The sequence below is a fragment of the Candidatus Protochlamydia amoebophila UWE25 genome, assembly GCF_000011565.2.
GTDB lineage: Bacteria > Chlamydiota > Chlamydiia > Chlamydiales > Parachlamydiaceae > Protochlamydia > Protochlamydia amoebophila.
Window position 1 is genome coordinate 2150159 of record NC_005861.2, and the last position, 20232, is coordinate 2170390.

13 protein-coding genes and 3 rRNA genes are annotated in these 20232 nt (G+C 37.5%); 5 read left to right on the forward strand and 11 right to left on the reverse strand.

Annotation, left to right across the window (positions count from 1 at the left end):
* Positions 1-5: 5 nt before the first annotated feature.
* Complete coding sequence (locus PC_RS08495) at positions 6-899, forward strand: phosphoribosyltransferase-like protein (RefSeq protein ID WP_011176318.1); 894 nt, start codon at positions 6-8, stop codon at positions 897-899.
* Positions 900-1023: 124 nt separating this feature from the next.
* On the opposite strand, the gene PC_RS08500 is transcribed toward PC_RS08495, so the two are convergent.
* The 6 genes from PC_RS08500 to PC_RS08535 form a co-directional block, all read right to left on the reverse strand.
* Complete coding sequence (locus PC_RS08500) at positions 1024-1845, reverse strand: NADAR family protein (RefSeq protein ID WP_011176319.1); 822 nt, start codon at positions 1843-1845, stop codon at positions 1024-1026.
* 241 nt (positions 1846-2086) lie between these two features.
* Positions 2087-2201: ribosomal RNA gene (gene rrf / locus PC_RS08505) — 5S ribosomal RNA — on the reverse strand.
* Between the two features lie 131 nt (positions 2202-2332).
* Positions 2333-5282: ribosomal RNA gene (locus tag PC_RS08510) — 23S ribosomal RNA — on the reverse strand.
* A 308-nt stretch (positions 5283-5590) separates the two neighbouring features.
* A 16S ribosomal RNA gene (locus tag PC_RS08515) occupies positions 5591-7130 on the reverse strand.
* Together the 16S, 23S and 5S rRNA genes form the textbook arrangement of a ribosomal RNA operon.
* A 1515-nt stretch (positions 7131-8645) precedes the next feature.
* Positions 8646-9638 (reverse strand): class I SAM-dependent methyltransferase, encoded by a 993-nt coding sequence (locus tag PC_RS08530; protein WP_011176323.1) that lies wholly within the window; start codon positions 9636-9638, stop codon positions 8646-8648.
* Positions 9639-9946: 308 nt separating this feature from the next.
* On the reverse strand, positions 9947-10303 hold the full coding sequence (locus tag PC_RS08535; RefSeq protein WP_011176324.1) for a hypothetical protein: 357 nt from the start codon (positions 10301-10303) through the stop codon (positions 9947-9949).
* Between the two features lie 265 nt (positions 10304-10568).
* Here PC_RS08535 and PC_RS08540 point away from each other — a divergent pair, with 265 nt between their 5' ends.
* A complete protein-coding gene (locus PC_RS08540) occupies positions 10569-11102 on the forward strand; it encodes a hypothetical protein (protein WP_044045227.1) in 534 nt (177 codons plus the stop codon).
* 22 nt (positions 11103-11124) lie between these two features.
* Here the strand turns inward: PC_RS08540 and PC_RS08545 are convergent, their stop codons facing one another.
* Complete coding sequence (locus tag PC_RS08545) at positions 11125-12084, reverse strand: KpsF/GutQ family sugar-phosphate isomerase (RefSeq protein WP_011176327.1); 960 nt, start codon at positions 12082-12084, stop codon at positions 11125-11127.
* Between the two features lie 93 nt (positions 12085-12177).
* Here PC_RS08545 and icd point away from each other — a divergent pair, with 93 nt between their 5' ends.
* Positions 12178-13626, forward strand: a complete 1449-nt coding sequence (icd, locus tag PC_RS08550; protein WP_044045228.1) for an isocitrate dehydrogenase — start codon at positions 12178-12180, stop codon at positions 13624-13626.
* Positions 13627-13669: 43 nt separating this feature from the next.
* Here the strand turns inward: icd and PC_RS08555 are convergent, their stop codons facing one another.
* The 4 genes from PC_RS08555 to PC_RS08570 form a co-directional block, all read right to left on the reverse strand.
* Positions 13670-14473 (reverse strand): hypothetical protein, encoded by an 804-nt coding sequence (locus PC_RS08555; RefSeq protein ID WP_011176329.1) that lies wholly within the window; start codon positions 14471-14473, stop codon positions 13670-13672.
* A gap of 41 nt (positions 14474-14514) precedes the next feature.
* Positions 14515-15744 (reverse strand): dicarboxylate/amino acid:cation symporter, encoded by a 1230-nt coding sequence (locus tag PC_RS08560; protein ID WP_011176330.1) that lies wholly within the window; start codon positions 15742-15744, stop codon positions 14515-14517.
* 50 nt (positions 15745-15794) lie between these two features.
* Complete coding sequence (lpxK, locus tag PC_RS08565; protein WP_011176331.1) at positions 15795-16901, reverse strand: tetraacyldisaccharide 4'-kinase; 1107 nt, start codon at positions 16899-16901, stop codon at positions 15795-15797.
* A gap of 77 nt (positions 16902-16978) precedes the next feature.
* Entirely contained in the window at positions 16979-17557 is a 579-nt protein-coding gene (locus PC_RS08570; protein WP_044045604.1) for a D-sedoheptulose-7-phosphate isomerase, read from the reverse strand.
* Between the two features lie 170 nt (positions 17558-17727).
* Between PC_RS08570 and PC_RS08575 the strand changes: the two genes are divergently transcribed.
* Together PC_RS08575 and PC_RS08580 are read left to right on the forward strand one after the other, a co-directional pair.
* Entirely contained in the window at positions 17728-18321 is a 594-nt protein-coding gene (locus tag PC_RS08575) for a thioredoxin family protein (protein ID WP_011176333.1), read from the forward strand.
* Positions 18322-18993: 672 nt separating this feature from the next.
* Positions 18994-20226: a hypothetical protein gene (locus PC_RS08580; RefSeq protein WP_011176335.1), complete on the forward strand. Its 1233-nt coding sequence runs from the start codon at positions 18994-18996 to the stop codon at positions 20224-20226.
* Positions 20227-20232 lie beyond the last annotated feature (6 nt).

Sequence of the window (20232 nt, forward strand, 5' to 3'; positions counted from 1 at the left end):
TTAAAATGGATTATTCTAATCACCATATCGGTCCAGTTAATGATGGAATCCCTATCATTGGAACTTATCCCTATGAAGGAGAATTAACGATGGGGGAACCACAACAACCTCCAGAACAACAAATTAACGGCCATGCTTATAAACAATGGGTAGAAAGTTACGAAGCTAAATATCAACCAGCATTAAACAACTTACAAAGTAAAATTACGTATGTTTCATTTCAAACTTTTCATGATGAGCTTACCCGAGCTTACCAACAATTTCATGGTAAAGTTAACGATTACATTGCTTTAGTCGAACCCGGAAAAAGCCAAAAATGGGTAACAGAATTAGTGATGCAACAAGGGTTAAACGCAAAAGCCTATCTTTGTGTAGGGGAAGAAGGAGCTGCTAGGTTAGACTATTCTTTAAAGCAAATGGAAGAAAATAGAGACATACCAAACTACGTCATTGTCGATGATGGATCTTACTCTGGCAATCAAATGGCAAATAATATTACTCGTGCTAATGAGATTATTTTTAATAATACGGGCGTAAAGCCTACCTTTCATGTTATTATTCCTTATATTACCAAAACTGCGCTCGATAAATTAGAAGAATTAAGAAAAAGTAATGTAAAAATTCAGATCTATCATGCTGTAATCATGAAAACAATTTCAGAAGAAATTAAATCAAATGATCTAAACAAAATCAAAGATGTCTTTTGGAAAGGCATGAATCAAAATGCGCAGGCACAACGGCCTACCACAGCGGCTCTTCATTGGTTTGCTCATAAAGTTCCCAATCAAATGTCATTCCCAGATGTTTTAGCAAAAGGAACTGTTACTCATCCTAAATCAAAAACAACAAGTGATCCTGTTCCTTTTATTCCTGAATTTACACCCCCTTATAAATCGTAAGAAAAAATATGTAAAAACCAACTTGACTTTGAAATTCGCCAAGTAGAATTTCAAAGTCAACTTGTCTAGTCTCAAGCTCAAGAAGTTAATTTTTTATTCGGAAAAATAAAAATTGGCCCGCTCACTAATAATTTCTAGATTTTTTTGATTTTGCTTTCAGTGCTGAATTGGTGAAATTTTGGACATTACTATTGCTTTTGAGCTCGTTGCTGATTTCATTAAAAATTCTTCCTAAATGATTAGATTGCATATCATCGATCTTTGTTCCATAACCGCTTCCCCAAAATGTATCTGATGTAAATTCTTCGAAAGTCAACGATCGATCCGCCGAAGGCGTTAGCCAAGTTTTAATTAGAGGATTTTGACTCACTTTTAATGCCACCAAACGCCTCATTTCTTGAATTACTTTTTTACCATCTTCAGGAGTTTCCCATCTCCACAAATGAGATCCAAGCTGTTTCACTAATTTGGGGTCTATTGTTATTGCAAATTCTCTGACTTCTTCTGGGCTTTTACCCGCCATTTTAGCTTTAAAGGCCACATAAGCGGCCTCTACGTGGGGATAAATAAATTGATTTTCAGCATCATATATAAGCGTGGGATAAAAATTGGACAACCATTCAAATCCTTTTACAGAACTAAATTGAATATGGGTATCAGAGGCTTTAATGGTTGTAATTTTTTTATTTTGCAAATCTTTTGTCGTTTTAGTCGCATTAAAATCTCGAATCCAAACAGCTAAAAAAGGAGTATTTATTTGACTCGAATCTAGCAAGACTATTTCTTGAATCGTTTGTTCAAATAGAGCTTGGATATACTTGTAGGATTGATCAACGCTCTGCCATTGGCCATTTTGAACCAATAAAATTTTTTCGTTACTGTTTATTTTTTCGTTTTGACCATAGCAAGCTTTCAATGCTGTTTCAAATCTTAATTCTGGATTCATATCATCTCTCTTTAAAATTTATATAAATTTAAAAACTTTTTAGTTTAGATAATAATATTTATCAAATTAAATTTGAATATTTAGAAAATGTTTTTCTTAAATACAAAACAAATTCATGAGTAGCTTTATTGGGAATGCCAGGCAAATCATGGACGGTTGGCAAGGAAGCCTCAAAGAAAAGGGAAGAAAGGGGGCAAAAAAAAGGGCCTTAAAACGGGGTGTTTTAAGGCCAAAAAGAAAAGTTTGGCGGCGACCTACTCTCCCACACTCTTGTGTGCAGTACCATCGGCGATGAAAGGCTTGACTTCTGAGTTCGGAATGGGTTCAGGTATTTCCCTTTCTCTAATGCCACCAAACGAAAATCATAAAAGGTTTAAGTTTCACTTATCAAAATCAGCTCTTGAAAACAATCTCACACGCTTGATTTTTTATTTCGCACCACACTGTTTGTGCTAAAGGGAATGGTTTTCATCCTTTAGAAAAAAAGGTGGTCAAGCCGATCGACCGATTAGTATTGGTAAGCTCAACGCATTACTGCGCTTACACACCCAACCTATTAACCACATGGTCTATATGGTGTCTGATAGGGATACCTTATCTTGAGGGAGGCTTGGCGTTTATATGCTTTCAACGCTTATCCGTTCCGAACATAGCTACCCGGCAATGCTCTTGGCAGAACAACCGGCTCACCATTGGTTCGTCCACTTCGGTCCTCTCGTACTAGAAGCAGCTCCTCTCAAGTATCCTACGCCCACAAAAGATAGGGACCAAACTGTCTCACGACGTTTTGAACCCAACTCGCGTACCGCTTTAATTGGCGAACAGCCAAACCCTTGGGACCTTCTTCAGCCCCAGGATGCGATGAGTCGACATCGAGGTGCCAAACCGCCACGTCGATATGAACTCTTGGTGGCGATAAGCCTGTTATCCCCGGAGTACCTTTTATCCGTTGAGCGACGGCGATTCCACATTCCACCGCCGGATCACTAAGCCCGACTTTCGTCTCTGTTCGACTTGCAGGTCTCACAGTTAACTTGCCTTATACCTTTACGCTCTACTCGTGATTGCCAACCACGATGAGGCAAGCTTTGGACTCCTCCGTTACTCTTTAGGAGGATACCGCCCCAGCAAAACTGCCCGTCTGACAATGTCCGAATCCCAGCTTCATGGGATTTCGTTAGATTCCCGACTTATCAAGACCAGTATTTCAACGACGACTCCAGCTCACCTGACGATGAGCTTTCTTAGTCTCCTGGTTATTCTACACATGACAAGTCAAGAGCCAATATCAGAGTACAGTAAAGGTTCACGGGGTCTTTCCGTCTTATTGCGGGTAAACAGCATCTTCACTGCTACTACAATTTCACCGAGTCTCTTGTTGAGACAGTGCCCAGATCGTTATACCATTCGTGCAGGTCGGAACTTACCCGACAAGGAATTTCGCTACCTTAGGACCGTTATAGTTACGGCCGCCATTCACCAGGGCTTAAATTCAATGCTTTGCACTTAACGTGCTAACATCTCCTTTTGACCTTTTGGCATTGGGCAGGCATCACACCATATACTTCGACTTAGACGTCTTTGCATAGTGCTGTGTTTTTGTTAAACAGTCGCCTGGGCCATTTCTCTGCGGCCACAGGATGCTCTAGCAGCTAGTGCTATCACAACTTGTGGCTCCTCTTCTCCCGAAGTTACGAGGATAATTTGCCGAGTTCCTTAACAAGAGTTCTCTCGCGCGCCTTAGAATATTCTTCCCACCCACCTGTGTCGGTTTTGGTACGGTCACCATCAACGATTAGAGTCTATTTCTTGGAAGCCTTGCGCTACGCTATCGGTTCCCCCGAAGGTTTCCCTTAGTGACAACCTGGTCTTCCGTTAGCGGATTTACCTACTAACCAACCTCATTGCCCCACGGACACATCCAATGGTCCGCGCGCTTAACGTACTCCGTCGACCCGTCACCATAGTTTTAGGTGGCGCAGGAATATTTAACCTGCTTTCCATCACCTACGCTTTTCAGCCTCGGCTTAGGGACCGGCTAACCCAGGGAAGACGAACTTTACCCTGGAAACCTTAGGTTTTCGGCGAGGAGGATTTTCACCTCCTTTATCGTTTACTCATGCCATGCATTATCACTAGTATGCGCTCCAACGCTCCTTACGGTACATCTTCGACGCTGCATACTACGCTCTCCTACCGCTTATTCTTTAACAGAATAAACCCGCGATTTCGGCTCTATGCTTTAGTCCCGGATATTATCGGCGCAGAGTTTCTCGATTGGTGAGCTGTTACGCACTCTTTAAATGATGGCTGCCTCTAAGCCAACATCCCAACTGTTTTAGAAACTCCACTTCCTTACTCACTTAGCATAGAATTAGGGGCCTTAATCGGCGATCTGGGCTGTTCCCCTTTTGACAACGTAGCTTATCCCACGCTGTCTATCTCCCGGACGACTTTACAGTATTCGGAGTTTGATTTCCTTTGGTAGGTCGGTAAGACCCCCGCGTGAATTCAGTGCTCTACCCCTGTAAAGGGCTGTCCGAGGCTAACCCGAAAGTTATTTCGAAGAGAACAAGATATCTCCAAGTTTGATTGGCCTTTCACCCCTATCCACAACTCATCCAAAACTTTTTCAACAGTTACTAGTTCGGTCCTCCACAAGGTGTTACCCTTGCTTCAACCTGGTCATGGATAGATCACTTGGTTTCGTGTCTGCGCCAAATGACTTAACGCCCTTTTAAGACTCGCTTTCGCTTCGGCTTCGGAATGAGATCCCTTAACCTTGCCATTTAACGCAACTCGCTGGCTCATCATGCAAAAGGCACGCCGTCAGCCATTCCCAAATCATTGGGCATAGGCCTTCGACCGTTTGTAAGCTATTGGTTTCAGGTTCTATTTCACTCCCCTAACAGGGGTTCTTTTCACCTTTCCCTCACGGTACTGGTTCACTATCGGTCATTAACGAGTATTTAGCCTTGGAGGGTGGTCCCTCCGGATTCAGACCGGGTTTCACGTGTCCGGCCCTACTCAGGTGCTCATCTGACTAGCTCTCTTTTTCGCATACGGGGCTTTCACCTTGTATCGCCTAACTTTCCAGAAATGTTCTGCTAAAGTTCGCTAGCCGTTGTGATGAGTCCTACAACCCCACTAATAAATTAGTGGTTTGGGCTCTTCCCACTTCGCTCGCCGCTACTATGGGAATCTCTGATTTGATTTCTTTTCCTCTGCCTACTTAGATGTTTCAGTTCGGCAGGTGTCGCCTCCTTAACCTATGGATTCAGTTAAGGATAACCAGACATTACTCTGGTTGGATTGCTCCATTCGGATATCTCCGGGTCAATGCTTTTTTCCAGCTCACCGAAGCTTTTCGCAGGTTTCGCGTCCTTCATCGCCTGTTAATGCCAAGGCATCCACCAATAGCCCTTAATAGCTTGACCAAAAAATTTTAGTCTCAAGCAATTAAGTATGAGTTACGACTCACATAAGCTGATCGCTTATGTCACTTAAATTTTTGTGTGAAGATTATTCTCAAGCGCTGATTTTGATCAGTGAATTTGTGATGACTTTGGTCATCTTTACTTTTCACGTTTCTTGTTCTTTCGAACAATCAACGTTTCAGATTAAACTTGATTCTTAAACTTTTATGACTTTCAAAATAGTTTCTGTCGTTTGACAGTATAAGTAAGACAATGTACGAAGCATAGAGCTTGCCCAACCTGTTTGCTAAATTAGCAAACTGTCCTTTAAAGGAGGTGATCCAGCCCCACCTTCCGGTAGGGCTACCTTGTTACGACTTCATCCCAGTCATCGGCCTCACCTTACACGCCTCTTCCCTTGCGGTTAAGCCAGCGGATTCGGGTAAAACCAACTCCCATGATGTGACGGGCGGTGTGTACAAGACCCGGGAACGTATTCACGGCGATGTTGCTGACTCGCCATTACTAGCAATTCCGTCTTCATGTAGTCGAGTTGCAGACTACAATCTGAACTGGGGCCGGCTTTCGGGATTTGCTTCACCTCGCGGCTTCGCTGCCTTTTGTACCGACCATTGTAGCACGTGTGTAGCCCCAGACATAAGGGCCATGCGGACTTGACGTCATCCTCACCTTCCTCCTGGTTAACCCAGGCAGTCTCATTAGAGTTCCCACCTTAAATGTTGGCAACTAATGATAAGGGTTGCGCTCGTTGCGGGACTTAACCCAACACCTCACGGCACGAGCTGACGACAGCCATGCAGCACCTGTGTAGCAGTCCCGAAGGAAAGGCCTATTTCTAGACCGGTCTACTACATGTCAAGTCTGGGTAAGGTTCTTCGCGTTGCATCGAATTAAACCACATGCTCCACTGCTTGTGCGGGTCCCCGTCAATTCTTTTGAGTTTCAGCCTTGCGACTGTACTCCCCAGGCGGTATACTTAACGCGTTAGCTACGGCACAACTAGGGTTGAGTCCAGTTACACCAAGTATACATAGTTTACGGCAAGGACTACCAGGGTATCTAATCCTGTTTGATCCCCTTGCTTTCGCGCTTTAGCGTCAGGTATAAGCTAGAAAACCGCCTTCGCCACCGGTGTTCTTCCACATATCTACGCATTTCACCGCTACTTGTGGAATTCCGTTTTCTCCGCCTACCCTCTAGAGATGTAGTTTCAAATGCTGTTCCGAGGTTGAGCCTCGGGATTTCACATCTGACTGACACCCCCGCCTACGCGCCCTTTACGCCCAATAAATCCGATTAATGCTTGCACCCTCCGTATTACCGCAGCTGCTGGCACGGAGTTAGCCGGTGCTTCTTTACCTGGTACGCTCAAAATCACTGGATGTTAGCCAGCTCATCTTGTTCCCAGGCGAAAGAGCTTTACGACCCTAAGGCCTTCTTCACTCACACAGCGTCGCATCGTCAGGCTTTCGCCCATTGCGAATGATTCTCGACTGCAGCCTCCCGTAGGAGTCTGGGCAGTTCTCAGTCCCAGTGTTGGCGGTCAATCTCTCAATCCGCCTAGACGTCTTAGCCTTGGTGCGCCTTTACCACACCAACTAGCTGATATCCCATGGACCTCTCTTTAACCGCGAGGTCTTGCGATCCCCCACTTTAATAAAAAAAAGATGTCTTCTTTTCACCCTATCCGGTATTAGCGGTCGTTTCCAACCGTTATCCCAGAGTTAAAGGCAAGTTATCCATGTCTTACTAACCCTTCCGCCACTAAACCCGAAGGTTTCGTTCGACTTGCATGCCTCATCCACGCTGTCAGCATTCAATCTGAACCAAGATCAAATTCTCACAGAAAAATAAACTCTTGAAAACCTGAGTTGATTATATTAATCTGCACTACTTAAATGTAGTGCTATATGTGGGGCATCTTCATGCCTCACACAAGCTCTATTGTTTGCTTGCACATTGTCTTTCTTATACTGTCAAAACAATCTCGCATCGCTCAAGGCGATCGCTATTCTTACGCGTTTTGTTTTTCAACGTTTATTGCGGAAGAGACTACTAACATACAAAATATTCATGTTTTATCGCAACACACTTTTTATCTTTTTTGCCTTTTCGTTTTCAAAACATATTTTAAAGCTATTTTATTTTTTGATTGCTTTTCCAATTTTTGCAAACTCACTGAATTTTTGAGTAACGACAATAAGAAAGAAGAAAAAACTATTTCCTCTCAGTAGTTTTGTTAGAACCCGTCAATGCTATTTACCCTATTCAGCTTTGCTTAGCATTTAGATTTGCGTGTCGGTTATATAATCCAACCGCTTACGAGAGAATATTTTTCTTTAAGATCGAGATCTCTCATCTACAAACATGCCATGGGAATTTCAGATGCTTAAAAAAATGCCGGAAATCATACAAAACTAGAACGGCAAAACAAATGATTGAATGATTGAATAAAGGAAAAAAGCAGCTAATTATTAAAAATTATAAAAAAATACAAAATTATGCCTCGAAATCAGTAGGGATAGTAAAGCTCCAAAGCGAAATAAAAGTCCTCTTTTTAAATATTCCTTCTTTTGAACTCGCTTGGATTTTTTTCTCAATTATTTTTTCTATTTTTCTTTTGCTAAAACTAGTAGAGGGTAAAAAAAACCGCCATTTAAGCACTCTTACGAACATGTTATTAATTACTTAGGCAAAGAGTTTCTACATTTAATGAGCACTAATCGCTTTGTTTATTTAGAGAAGAACCTTCGGGATTGTCACTTATACTTACCAACCTAAAAAGCGATCTATAAACTTAGCAGAACAACATCACCTATTATGAAAGGCTGCCTAAAAACCCAAAATTCAGATTACTATTAAACGGCAGCTAGCTTCTCTCCTTTTGTAAACTAATTTTTCAAATCAGATCTCATAATAGCTTTTCAATTAAAGATGTAATAAAGGCTCGAATATGAAACCGGTACTGCTTGCTAGAGTTTCAAGTAAAGACAAGAGAAAGAACTCAATCAATTCCTGCTCAGGAAGGGTGTTTATAAGAATATGCCGAGAGAAAGGACTTTGTCGTTAAACAATTCTTTGAAATCACTGAGTCATCTACCAAAGGCGCTTGCAAAGAATTTGAAAAGATTTTTGAGGGCATTCGAAACTAGTGGACTATAAAAAGCGTCCAAAAGAATGGAGACAATTGGACGCATGTAGAACTTTTAATTGTCAATTTTTTCTTCTAGCAGATCAAAAAATTGACAATTCCAAATGGAGTTTGAATGACGTTTTCTGCCAAAATCGTGTTACATTACCTCAAGGCTAACCCTACCAATAGGAGAATGTAGAGGTCCGTAATATAAATAGTGTCTACACTTCTTAATCTGATGAATCGTCATAGTCTGATGAATCGTCGTCAGTTGAACAAGAAAAATAATTTCTGGAAGATTTACAAAAGACTTCTGAAACAACCTTACATTGCTTTTCTGAATTCTCTATTAATTTTTCCGCTACAAGTTTAACGGTCATTTTCCCATTTTGCTTTTTCACAATTTTTTTGGCCTCAGCAAAGACCTCTTTAGTTACTTTTTTAAATACAAATTCTCGTACTCCTTCTTCAGTAACAGTAGCTGTCTTATTGGTCCCAGTTATTACATGCTCATATTCAGGATATCTTTCCTTATCAAATTTTCTTTTCTTCAGTATTACATAGCCTGCTACAGAAGCTGCTTTAGTAATATCATACACATAGCCTTGATAAAAATTTACTTTCCTTGGGGGCTGTGCTAAAGTAATATGTACTCTGTCATCTGGATCTTGTACTTTTGCACATGACCTGAAAAATTTCTGAATAAGCGGCGGTAAGGTTTGGTCTTGAAACCTACTTTTATCATGGGGGCAGTTCCAGTGAATCCTTTTGAATTTTACGTTCTCAAATTCTTCTATTTCATGTATTTTCGTTCCGTCAATTCCCAGCTTAACAATAACTCCTCTTTTCTTAAGTTCATCGATCCTCTTTACGGTTGTTATACATTTGTTACAGGAATTAGGCTGTTTAGGCTCATTACTTTTTATATTTGAAACTCCAAGATCTGAAAACTTTTCCAACATATCATCACAGTCAGAATCACAGTCAGAATCACAGTCAGAGCAATGAATTTTATCAATTAACTCTGTTGCAATAATGGAATGAGCCAACGACTGCTCAGAAGAATGGCCAACTTTCGTATCATGTTTATTAATCAAAGCTAAAGCAAATGAGAAATTTCCTTCCCCTATCAAAAGTCTTTTTTTATGATTCCCAGAACAAACGTGCAATCCTGGTCCTGGTATTGATGAAATTGTAGACTGACCCATTGTTGCAACAGACATGTTATTTTCCCTTATATAAAGCTTTTTAATAGAAATAAAATCTTATCACTAAAAAATTAAAATCAATCCAGCATTTGACTTCACCTTTCGATTGAAATGAAGACCAACTGCAAACATTTATGAATTTAAAATTTTTATAATCTATAATTCCTCTTTGATGGACTTAACCAATTTAACTATAAAGTAAATAAGAACATACTTGCACTTTATATTATTAGAATTTGTTGTTTGATTGAGATTATGAATGCGTCAAAAAAATTCCTAGCCAAACCCTTGTCAGGTTTAGCTAGAAGCCGTATTAAGGAATATTAAGATGAGGTGCAATGAGAACATCCCTGAGGTAGTTGTAGGGGATTCTTATATTCTTGTGAAAAATCATCGTGGGATGCGAATCGATTAAGCAAAAAATTAACTCCCATTGAGTAAATGACACCTAAAACTAAAGTTTTAGCCAAAATAAAACTGACATTACTAAAAGTGAAACCTGTTCCATAACAAAAAGGAATACGAAATAAAACTTTAAGAGCTACAACAGTTGTAGTCACGAGAGTAGCTGTTGAAACGAGACTAATACAATGTCCTTTAAAAGTGGTAGGGGGATTAACTCCGCAGTATCCTCCTAATAAACCTCCTAAAAAACTAACTGGGGGGCAAACAGGGCACATAAATACTCCTCATTTATTGTTCGATATCATTTCACATGTATATAATTTAAATTTTAAATTTTTCATTGAAATCGACAATTTTTATACCTTCAAAGAAAACAAAACAAAATTCAGATATATCTGCTTTATTAAAAAAAATATATACTCAATCGAAAATTTCTAAGAAATTTGTCATCAAATTGAAGTTGCTATTTTTCTTTGAAAGTATTTATGCCACTGGTCAATTGATTGACATCCAAACTCACAGACAGATTAAAAGAAAGCCATGCATAACAATTTTGTTTTACGAACAGCAATTCCTGAAAAGTGGATAAAAAAAAGATTATGGAAAGGAATTGTATGGAGTTTGCTTGGACTTATTCCAATGATTTATGTAGGAGGATTTGCCGAATTACCTTTTCTTCAAAAATGGGGAATTTGGGCTTTTTTAATAGGCTTTGGACTAATCACTGCTGGTTTAGTTCCGTATAAACAACTCATTTCTATTCAGCAAAAACCTGATGAATTAAGACTTTCGGAAACAGATCAAATTGATTACTATCTAAAAGGAAAAAAAGTTTTAGGTTTACCAATTTCTTCTATTAAACAAATTGAATATTATAATAAGGATCAAGATTTTGGAATCATTGTTAGACTCAAATTTCCTCTTGCTAATCCTTTTATTATTTATAGCCATCCTTTTAGTTTGGTGAATTTCCAAAAGAAATCATTTTTGGTTGAAAAAGCAGATATTTTCTTTCCTTATTTCACTCAACGCTCTTTCGATGAGCTACAAACTTGGTTATTAACTGAGAGTTGAAGTTTTTTGCAATAAATTTAGATTATAACCCTGTTTGAATAAGATCATGAATATGAAGCAAGCCAATTACTTGCTGTTCAAGGTTAAGCACAGGAAAAACAGAAATTCTTTTACAATAGTCAGCTTCCATCAATTTCATGGCTTCATAAGCCAGAAGTTCTGACTCGATTGACCGAGGATTGGGTGTCATGATTTCAATCATAGAAGATTCTAGTACTTTCCCTCCCACTTTTTGCAACATTCTCCTTAAATCACCATCTGTAAAAATGCCAAGTAATCGATGATCGCGATCAACCACAAGAATACATCCGCAACGTTTGTTGGATAATTCAACGAGAACATTTGTTAATTGATCTTGAGGATAACAAATAGGAACTTTTTCTCCAGTGAGCATAATATCTTTAACCTTCAACGTCATTCGTTTTCCAATTCGGCCTGAAGGATGATTTAATGCATAATCATTTAAACTAAAATTTTTTCTACGCATTAGTGCAGCAGTCACTAAGTCTCCAAAAAGCCCTTGGAAAATCGTTGACATCGTGGGTGCCATATCAAAAGGGCAAAGCTCCTCTTGAAAAGGCAGAGTGATCACATAATGACAAGCGGCTGCTAAACGAGATTGTGGGTTACAAACAACTGCGACTAAGATGCCCCCTTTATTACGAATAGGCGGTACTAAATTCAGCAGTTCATCGCTTTCTCCACTCTTACTTAACATAATAAAGATATCATCCTGAGAAACAATACCAATATCTCCATGAACAGCATCTGTTGGTGAGAGATATAAAGCTTTGGTTCCCGTAGAAACCATTGTAAGAGCAATTTTTTTAGCGACTAATCCACTTTTACCAACACCGGTAAAAAAAATAGATTTTTCAGTTTCTAGTAGAAGTTCCACTAATTTTTCTATAGCAATTAGATCCAACGTTTCAAAGTAATGATTGGTATAAAGATGTTGCTTATCAAGTATTTCTTTCAGCATAGTTACTTTCAGTAAGGTTTTGATTGGATTTTAAACAACGAACGGATTAGTCTCAAGTTTGATTATTTAAAAATAAATTTATGGGAATTTGTGATGGCAGCACAACTGATACCGATTACTGTGGCCGAGGGAGATGGAATTGGGCCGGAAATTATGGATGCTACGCTAAGAATTTTAAAAGCAGCTGGAGCTCCTTTAGATATAAAAAATGTTGAAATTGGAGAAAAGGTTTATTTAAGTGGACAACCAACAGGAATTGAAAATTCCACTTGGGATTTAATTAGACAATCCAAAGCTCTTTTAAAAGCCCCAATTACCACTCCCCAAGGTGGTGGCTTTAAAAGTCTAAACGTGACCATTCGCACCACTCTAGGATTATATGCTAATGTGCGCCCTTGTGTAGCTTATTACCCATTCGTTGAAACCAAATATCCAGGCATGAACGTTGTGATTGTCAGAGAAAACGAAGAAGACCTTTATACTGGAATTGAATATCGACAAACTCCCGACGTCTACGAAGCACTTAAACTCATTACAAGACCCGGATGTGAGAAAATCATTCGTTATGCTTTCGAATATGCGCAAATCTATCACCGCAAAAAAGTCACTTGTTTTACAAAAGATAATATTTTGAAGTTAACTGATGGGCTTTTCCATAAAATTTTTGATGAAATTGGAGCCGAATATCCACAAATTGAAAAAGAGCATTGGATTGTTGATATCGGAGCAGCTAAACTAGCTGATACACCAACAGCTTTTGATGTAATTGTTATGCCTAATTTGTATGGAGACATTTTATCAGATGTTGCTGCTCAAATTGCTGGATCTGTCGGTCTAGCCGGATCTGCAAATATTGGTAATTCGGGAGCCATGTTTGAAGCTATTCATGGATCTGCGCCTAGACGGGCTGGACAAAATCTAGCCAATCCTTCAGGTCTTTTACTGGCTGCCATTCAAATGCTTGTTCATTTAGAACAATCGAATTTAGCTGAACTCATTCATAATGCCTGGCTAAAAACGCTTGAAGAAGGGATTCATACTTATGATATTTTTAAAGAAAAAACAAGTAAGCAGAAAGTTGGAACAAAGGAATTTGCGAATGCCGTAACTGCCCGTTTAGGAAAAAAACCCGAAACATTACCCGCAGCTCACTATAGCACATCTTTTCATATCAAACATTCCAACTTTTCATCTCTTAAAAATTTCAAACAAGAATTATATGGGATAGACATTTTTATTAAATGGAGCGAAGATGTAGAAACATTAGCGACTCTTCTTCAATCCACGTCTAATCACGATTTAAAATTAAAAATGATCAATAACCGAGGTGTAAAAGTATGGCCAAATAAAATGCCTGAAACAGCTTGCATAGACAACTGGCGTTGTAGATTCATATCTTCTACAAATAAAATCGTATCCCAAGAGCAAATTCTCAATTTACTAAACAGACTTGTACAAAAAAAACTTACGCTGACACAAACTGCTTATTTATTTGCTTTTGATGGACAGGCGGGTTATACTTTAGCTCAAGATGAACAATAAAAAGCTAATATTTAAGTCTGAGATGAGAATGAAATTTCGTTAATCAAAAAGTTTCAAGCGATAAATTCTTCATATTCTCTTTAATATGTTTTTTACCCCAATCTGCTACCCAATGAATAATGACAGCTTCGGGATTTTCTCCCTGAGCCATTCTCCAATTATAAATTTGAGGAAGCTCATAGATAGGAAAATTTTCTGATTGTATGATATCAGCTAAAAGGTCTGAATCTCCCGAGAAATAAGCATTACGTTCAATGATCGCCTGTGCCCATGTGGAAACAAGAGGTGATTGATAAGGATAAACCACTACACCTGCATTATAAATTTTTTGCCCTGGCCTAAGCAGACCTTCTTGAATATAATTTTTCAACGCAAATTCTGGTTGAGGTGCTATAGCAAATCCAGACCCATTTTGACATGTTTCAAATAGAGCATCAAGCGAACCTTTAATTTCACAATCGACATCTGTCCATACTGTTTTTAAAAAAGGGCTTTTAATCATTGCAAAAGGCTTTTTTAAACAAAGGGCCCGAATTTTCCAAAACTCTTTATTTAAAAAAAGAGATTTCCATTTTTCTCTCAGTATTCGATTAATTTTATCAGGGGAAACGAGGAAATCCAGAGGTTCAATAAAAGGAATATAAATGCCCTTATCCTTACACCACTCCCTAGCGGCTGCCGACATTCCAAAATCTACAAAAGCGACAGGAAGATGGTTATTCGTTTGATAATGACTCCACCACCAAGGTAATAACCATTCCAAAGTTTGATCGCAAGCAATTAAAATACCTTTATCATATTGAATAAAATCTTTTGATAACCAATTCATTTTTGTAGACTCTGACATATTCTATGATCTTTATACCTAATCTATAAATAAAGCATAAATTAGATTTTCCCTTCGAATTCGACAAGTTCAGTATGGTAATATTTACGTTCGTCCAACTCGCCCTCTTGCTTAGCAATAAACACTGTCACTGCAGCATCGCCTAAAATATTCAATACTGTGGTAACCATTTCTCGTAACCGATCGATACCCACTAAAACAGCTAAACCTTCTAAAGGAAGTCCTAGTGAAGTAAGGACCGCCGAGAGCATCACAAATCCGCCTCCAGGAACCCCAGCGGTCCCGATGGCAGCCATGGTTGCTGTCATTAAAAGTGTAATGTAAGCAGATAGGTCTAATGGGATCGCATAGGCTTTTGCAATAAATATAGCACTCATGGCTTGAAAGATAGCTGAACCGTTCATATTCATTGTCAAGCCAAGAGGAAGGACAAAATTTGAAATATTTTTTGAAACACCTAAGTTCTCTTGTAAACAGTGCATGGCCACAGGTAAAGTTGCTGCGCTACTTCCTGTTGAAAAAGCCATCATAATGGCGTCACCCATTCCTTTAAAAAAAGGTAAAATCTGCAAATGTCCTAATCCTTTTAATAAAATAAGGCTGTAAACAACTGCCAAATGAATGAGACAAGCTAAATAATAAACGCCTAAAAATTTAAACAAAGGGATCAATAAAGAAATACCAAACGTCCCAGCGACCCAAGCCATGATGCCAAAAACTCCAATCGGAGAAAATTCCATCACTAATGAAGTTAAACGGTACATGACATCAGCTAAAGATTCTAAAAAGTTTTTTAAAGGAATTCCCTTTTCTCCAGAAAAATTAATTGCAATTCCTAAAAAAACTGCAAAAACAATGATTTGCAAAATACTCCCACTCGCTAAAGCAGCAACTGGATTGCTCGGAATAATTGAGACAATAATTTCACTAAAAGAAGGAGTTTTTGCTTCTATGATATTGACAGATGTTAAATGAAGGCCTGAACCAACTTGAAAAGAATTAGCAAATAATATACCGATTAAAATAGAAATGACTGTTGTAATGAAATAAATCCCAATCGTTTTACCCCCCACGCGCCCTAATTTTTGAGGATCGTGAATACTTGTGATTCCTATAGCCATTGAAGAGAGAATCAACAAAGGAATAATCATGTTGATCAAATTGAGAAAAATAGTTCCTAAAGGCTTTAATAAAGCAGCCCTTTCTCCCAAAATAATTCCTGCTAAAACACCTAACGCCAAACCAATGAAAATTTTCAGCCACAACTTCATACTTTTAATTCATGCCTCGTCATTAAACAATTTGAAATAGCGAAAGATTTTTAAGAAATTTTAGCTTCAGCCTGTGCAAGAAAGGAATTCCATTCGTTTTGCCCATCGATAACTGTTAAATCGATTTGAATCCAAGCAATTGGTAAACTTAAAGTCATTTGATCTGGTAATTTTACACGATCTTTCTCCGTACAAATCAACCACTCAGCCCCTAACTCTTTAGATTGTAAAGCAAATAATTCTAATTTTCTCTCTTTAATCTCATCGTGATCAGGTAAACAAAATTCTGAAACAACTTTTATTCCCTCAGACTCTAAGGTGCGCTTAAAATATTCTGGATGAGCAATCGCACAAAACATAGCCACTTTAGTTTCATGTAAGTTGTCTATTTGGCATCCCTTTAAATCCCTTGGATGGCAGACTATTCCTTTGACCCCTACTATTGGAGCTAAACTATAAGCTCTAAGCTGATTTTTTACATTCTCAAACTGTTCTGCATCAACAATATTGTTTAAAATTAATAAATCGGCCCGAGATAAAGAGTGGACATCCTCTCTTAAAAATCCTCTTGGTAGATAATAACCTCGGCCAAAAGGATCTGAAACATCTATCACGACAACATCATAATCCCTAGCAATGCGACGGTGTTGCATAGCATCGTCTAATAAAATAACTTGAGCTCCAGCTTTGGCTGCTAAAAAAGATGCTTTTTTACGGTTCCTTCCAACAATCACAATCGATTTGGGAAAACGTTGAGCGTAAATATAAGGTTCATCTCCGGAATAAGAAGCAGGAAAAATTGGTCCCTGCCCCTCACAAAGGATAACTGGGGTTTCTAATTTTTCTACTTTCGATCGATACCCTCGAGATAAAATAGCTAATGTGTAACGTTCATAAAAAGCTTGAGCAAGAAGAAGAGTGACCGGAGTTTTACCTGTTCCGCCAGCGACGATATTGCCAATACTGATGACCAAAGAGACGGGAGGAACGTATCTTTTCATCCATCCTTGATCATAAAGCCAATTTCGAATAGACACAATAAAACCATAAATCCAACTCAACGGTAAAAGTATCCATTTAATAAATGTAGATAATTTTCCTTTTCGTTTTTCTTTAATGATTTCCTTGAGATAAATTTCAATTTTTCTCAAAAACATGCAAAAAACCTTATTAAGCTCGATAAAAATGAATGATAAAATTTTAAAAACTCCCAATCATTAACATTTGATAAAATTTAATTTTTTGCAAATAAATGCACTTCAACTAATTCGATTATGAGATGGATAGCTGCCATATGAGCTTCTTGAATGCGATCCGATGTTTGAAATCCCTGAATAATTAATTCGAAATCAGCAACATCTTTCAACACTCCTCCGTCTTTTCCTAAAAACGCAATCGTATGCATACTTTGTTTTTTTGCCTGCTCAAAAGCACGAATTATATTTAGAGAATTTCCACTTGTTGTGAGACCGATAAAAACGTCGCCAGTTTTACCATAAGCCTCTACGCCTCTTGAAAAGATCCATTCAAATCCTTTGTCATTGGCAGTACAAGTGATATGCCCAGGTTCAGATAAAGCAATGGCTGGCAGAGGTCGCCGTGCTTTTCTGAAATACCCTGTTAATTCTTCAGCAAAATGGCAAGCATCACACAAACTTCCTCCATTCCCAGCAAGAATAATTTTACCCCCATTTTGGAAACACGTAGCTAAAAGAAGAGCGGTCTGTTCTATAAAATTAATTGAAGAAGGAAGTTTGAGTTGTTCAACGGCTTTTATGCAATCATCGATTGCGTCTAATAAATTAGTTTGCATATCAAGAGATCTGAAGATTGAATTGATAAAGTAAATTATAAAAATGGTATCATTATTTTGACTCACTCTTCGTTAAGAAGCAAGGGTTTTCCTTTTTCTTAAACTGTGTTTTTTTTAAATATAAGATGTTTTTTAGAATTTCTTTATGATGCTAACTAATAAGGATACCTATGACAGAAAAAAAACAATTTACTCTTCCTTTAGGATCTCAAGCTCCAAATTTTAATTTAAAAGCAACGGATGAAAAAAATTATCAATTAAGCGACTTTGATTCAGCTAAACTTCTTGTCCTTTTCTTTACATGTAATCATTGTCCTTATGTAATTAACTCAGATGAAATCACGAGAAAAACAGTAGAAAAATATAAAGACCGAGGCGTTGACTTTATTGCTATTAATTCAAATAGTGAAACAACTTATCCAGAAGATTCTTTTCAAAATATGATTGAGAGAATGAAACAATACCACTTTCCTTGGACTTATTTACATGATAGCTCTCAAGGCATCGCTTTAGCTTATGGAGCTTTACGTACTCCTCATTTCTTTGTCTTTGATGATAAACGTCGCCTAATTTACACTGGAAGAGCAGTTGATTCTCCTAGAGAGCCTTTAAAAATAACTGTTAATGATTTAGAAGACGCAATCGAAGATTATTTACACGAACGCCCCATTAAAAAACCCTTAACCAATCCAATTGGATGTAATGTAAAGTGGAAAGGAAAAGACAAGCATTGGATGCCTGATGACGCCTGTGATTTAACTTAACTTTCTATAAAACTATTAAATTTACAATTAAAAATCACTAATAATTTAAATTAATTATGGTTACTTAACTTAATTAGATTTTATTATATTTAATTATTTATTTTAAAATTTTATTTATTTGTTTTAGTATTTGCATTGACAATTTTTTTTGTTCCCGAATTAAGTGTAAAACACTACTATAAATACCGTTCTACATCAATGGGTTTCAGTTTTAATTTTGATAATCCCCCTCTATATTTGTCCATCTCTATTAATTGTTACAGCCCTTTTCTTGCTGATAATGTCTTTATCAAATTTATGATCCTTGTTCAACCTCCTTTTTCCTATCCTTTATTACGTACAAACCATTTATTAACTTTATACAGGAAAAATTTACGTTTAACTAACAGTTATAATTATTTCTGAATATTAATAACCTTTAATCACTTGCGTCATTCGATAATAAAATGAGATAAGCTAGAACCAACGAAGATTTGAATTCCTTGTATATAAAATCGATCTTCTCTAATGTTCAATTTCAATAAATTCATTCGTATTAAGCAAATTTTTATACTTATTTACTCATTAATTGTTGAACTCACTAGAAAAATTTATTGAGTTACCGTTAAATAAATTTATTTTACATGCAAAATGAACAGTTAAAAAAAAGGTTTTGCTTAGGAGATGAAAACGATGTTAATTTCTATCTTTGCCATTGTTCTTGCTTATTTGACCCAGAGTTATTTTCCCTCATTTAATCCTCAGGAGTCTTCGATTTTAATCATTGCGGGAAGCCTACTTGTTCTTTTGCTAACAGTATTATCAATTACCCTTTCATTACTACCTCTACAAAAGCTTGAGCAAAACCTAGTTCCCAATCTTGTAGAATTATATAAACGTAATCGCTGGTTGAAAATTAATCGATTTTGTCTTTTTTTATTTCCTCTTGTTTCCTTTTTTGCCGTAAATTGGATAAATTCAAATTCTTTTCAATTTAAAGAATGGATTATGCCCATTTGGCTGGTAACATTTGGATTGAGTTTAGATTTACTGAAATGCTATTGGCAAAACTTAATGCAATTTTTAAATCCAAGTGATTTTGTAAATATGCTTACGAGGCAAGGTAAAAAAGCTGTTCAAAATGAAAAAGATGACACTTTATGGAGTTGTTTAGATAATTTATCTGAAATAGCTGTAAGGTCTATTGAGAAAAGCAAAATTGCCCTTAGTACTCAAACACTCAAGTCTTTTCCTCCCATTGTGGATGCTTTTTTTGCTTCTTCAAAAAGTATCAGCCGCATAAATGTCGATGCAGAAACAGAAAAAAAGACAGGTCGAGATGAAGCCAGCTTTACAATTTTTTATCTATTGCAAAGATTAGAACTTATCAACGATCGTGCTTTACAAAACCGTTTGGAAACTGTTTGTCGACAGATGATAATGACGATGGGAAAACTCATTGTATCATGTGCTAAATTTGATTTAACCATGGTGAATTTCCCAACACATTTTCTGACCAAATTTGGTTTAAAAGCTTTACAACATCATTTTGAAGAGGTGGGAGTATTAACAACGAGTACTCTACTTGAAATTGCCAAGACAATTTTAAAAGATGTCAACATCAATTATGCTGAATTGCAAAGTCCTTTTCAAGCTATTGTTAATGGATTGAATGCTATTGCCAAAGCGACGTTCAAAAAAGAGAAAAATACGAGCATCAAATTGCTAGTACAACCTTTTGAAGAGTTGAAAACAATGTTTCAAGCTGAAAAAATGGTTAATCATCCAGATACTTCTGTAATTATTCATGAGATTGACCGTATCTTGGAAGAATTTACAGTCCTAGGCCAAGTCATGCGTTCTATTCCTCCCATTCCCAATTTAGAAGATGATTCCCCTACAACAGCAAATTCCAACCTAAAATAACTTATA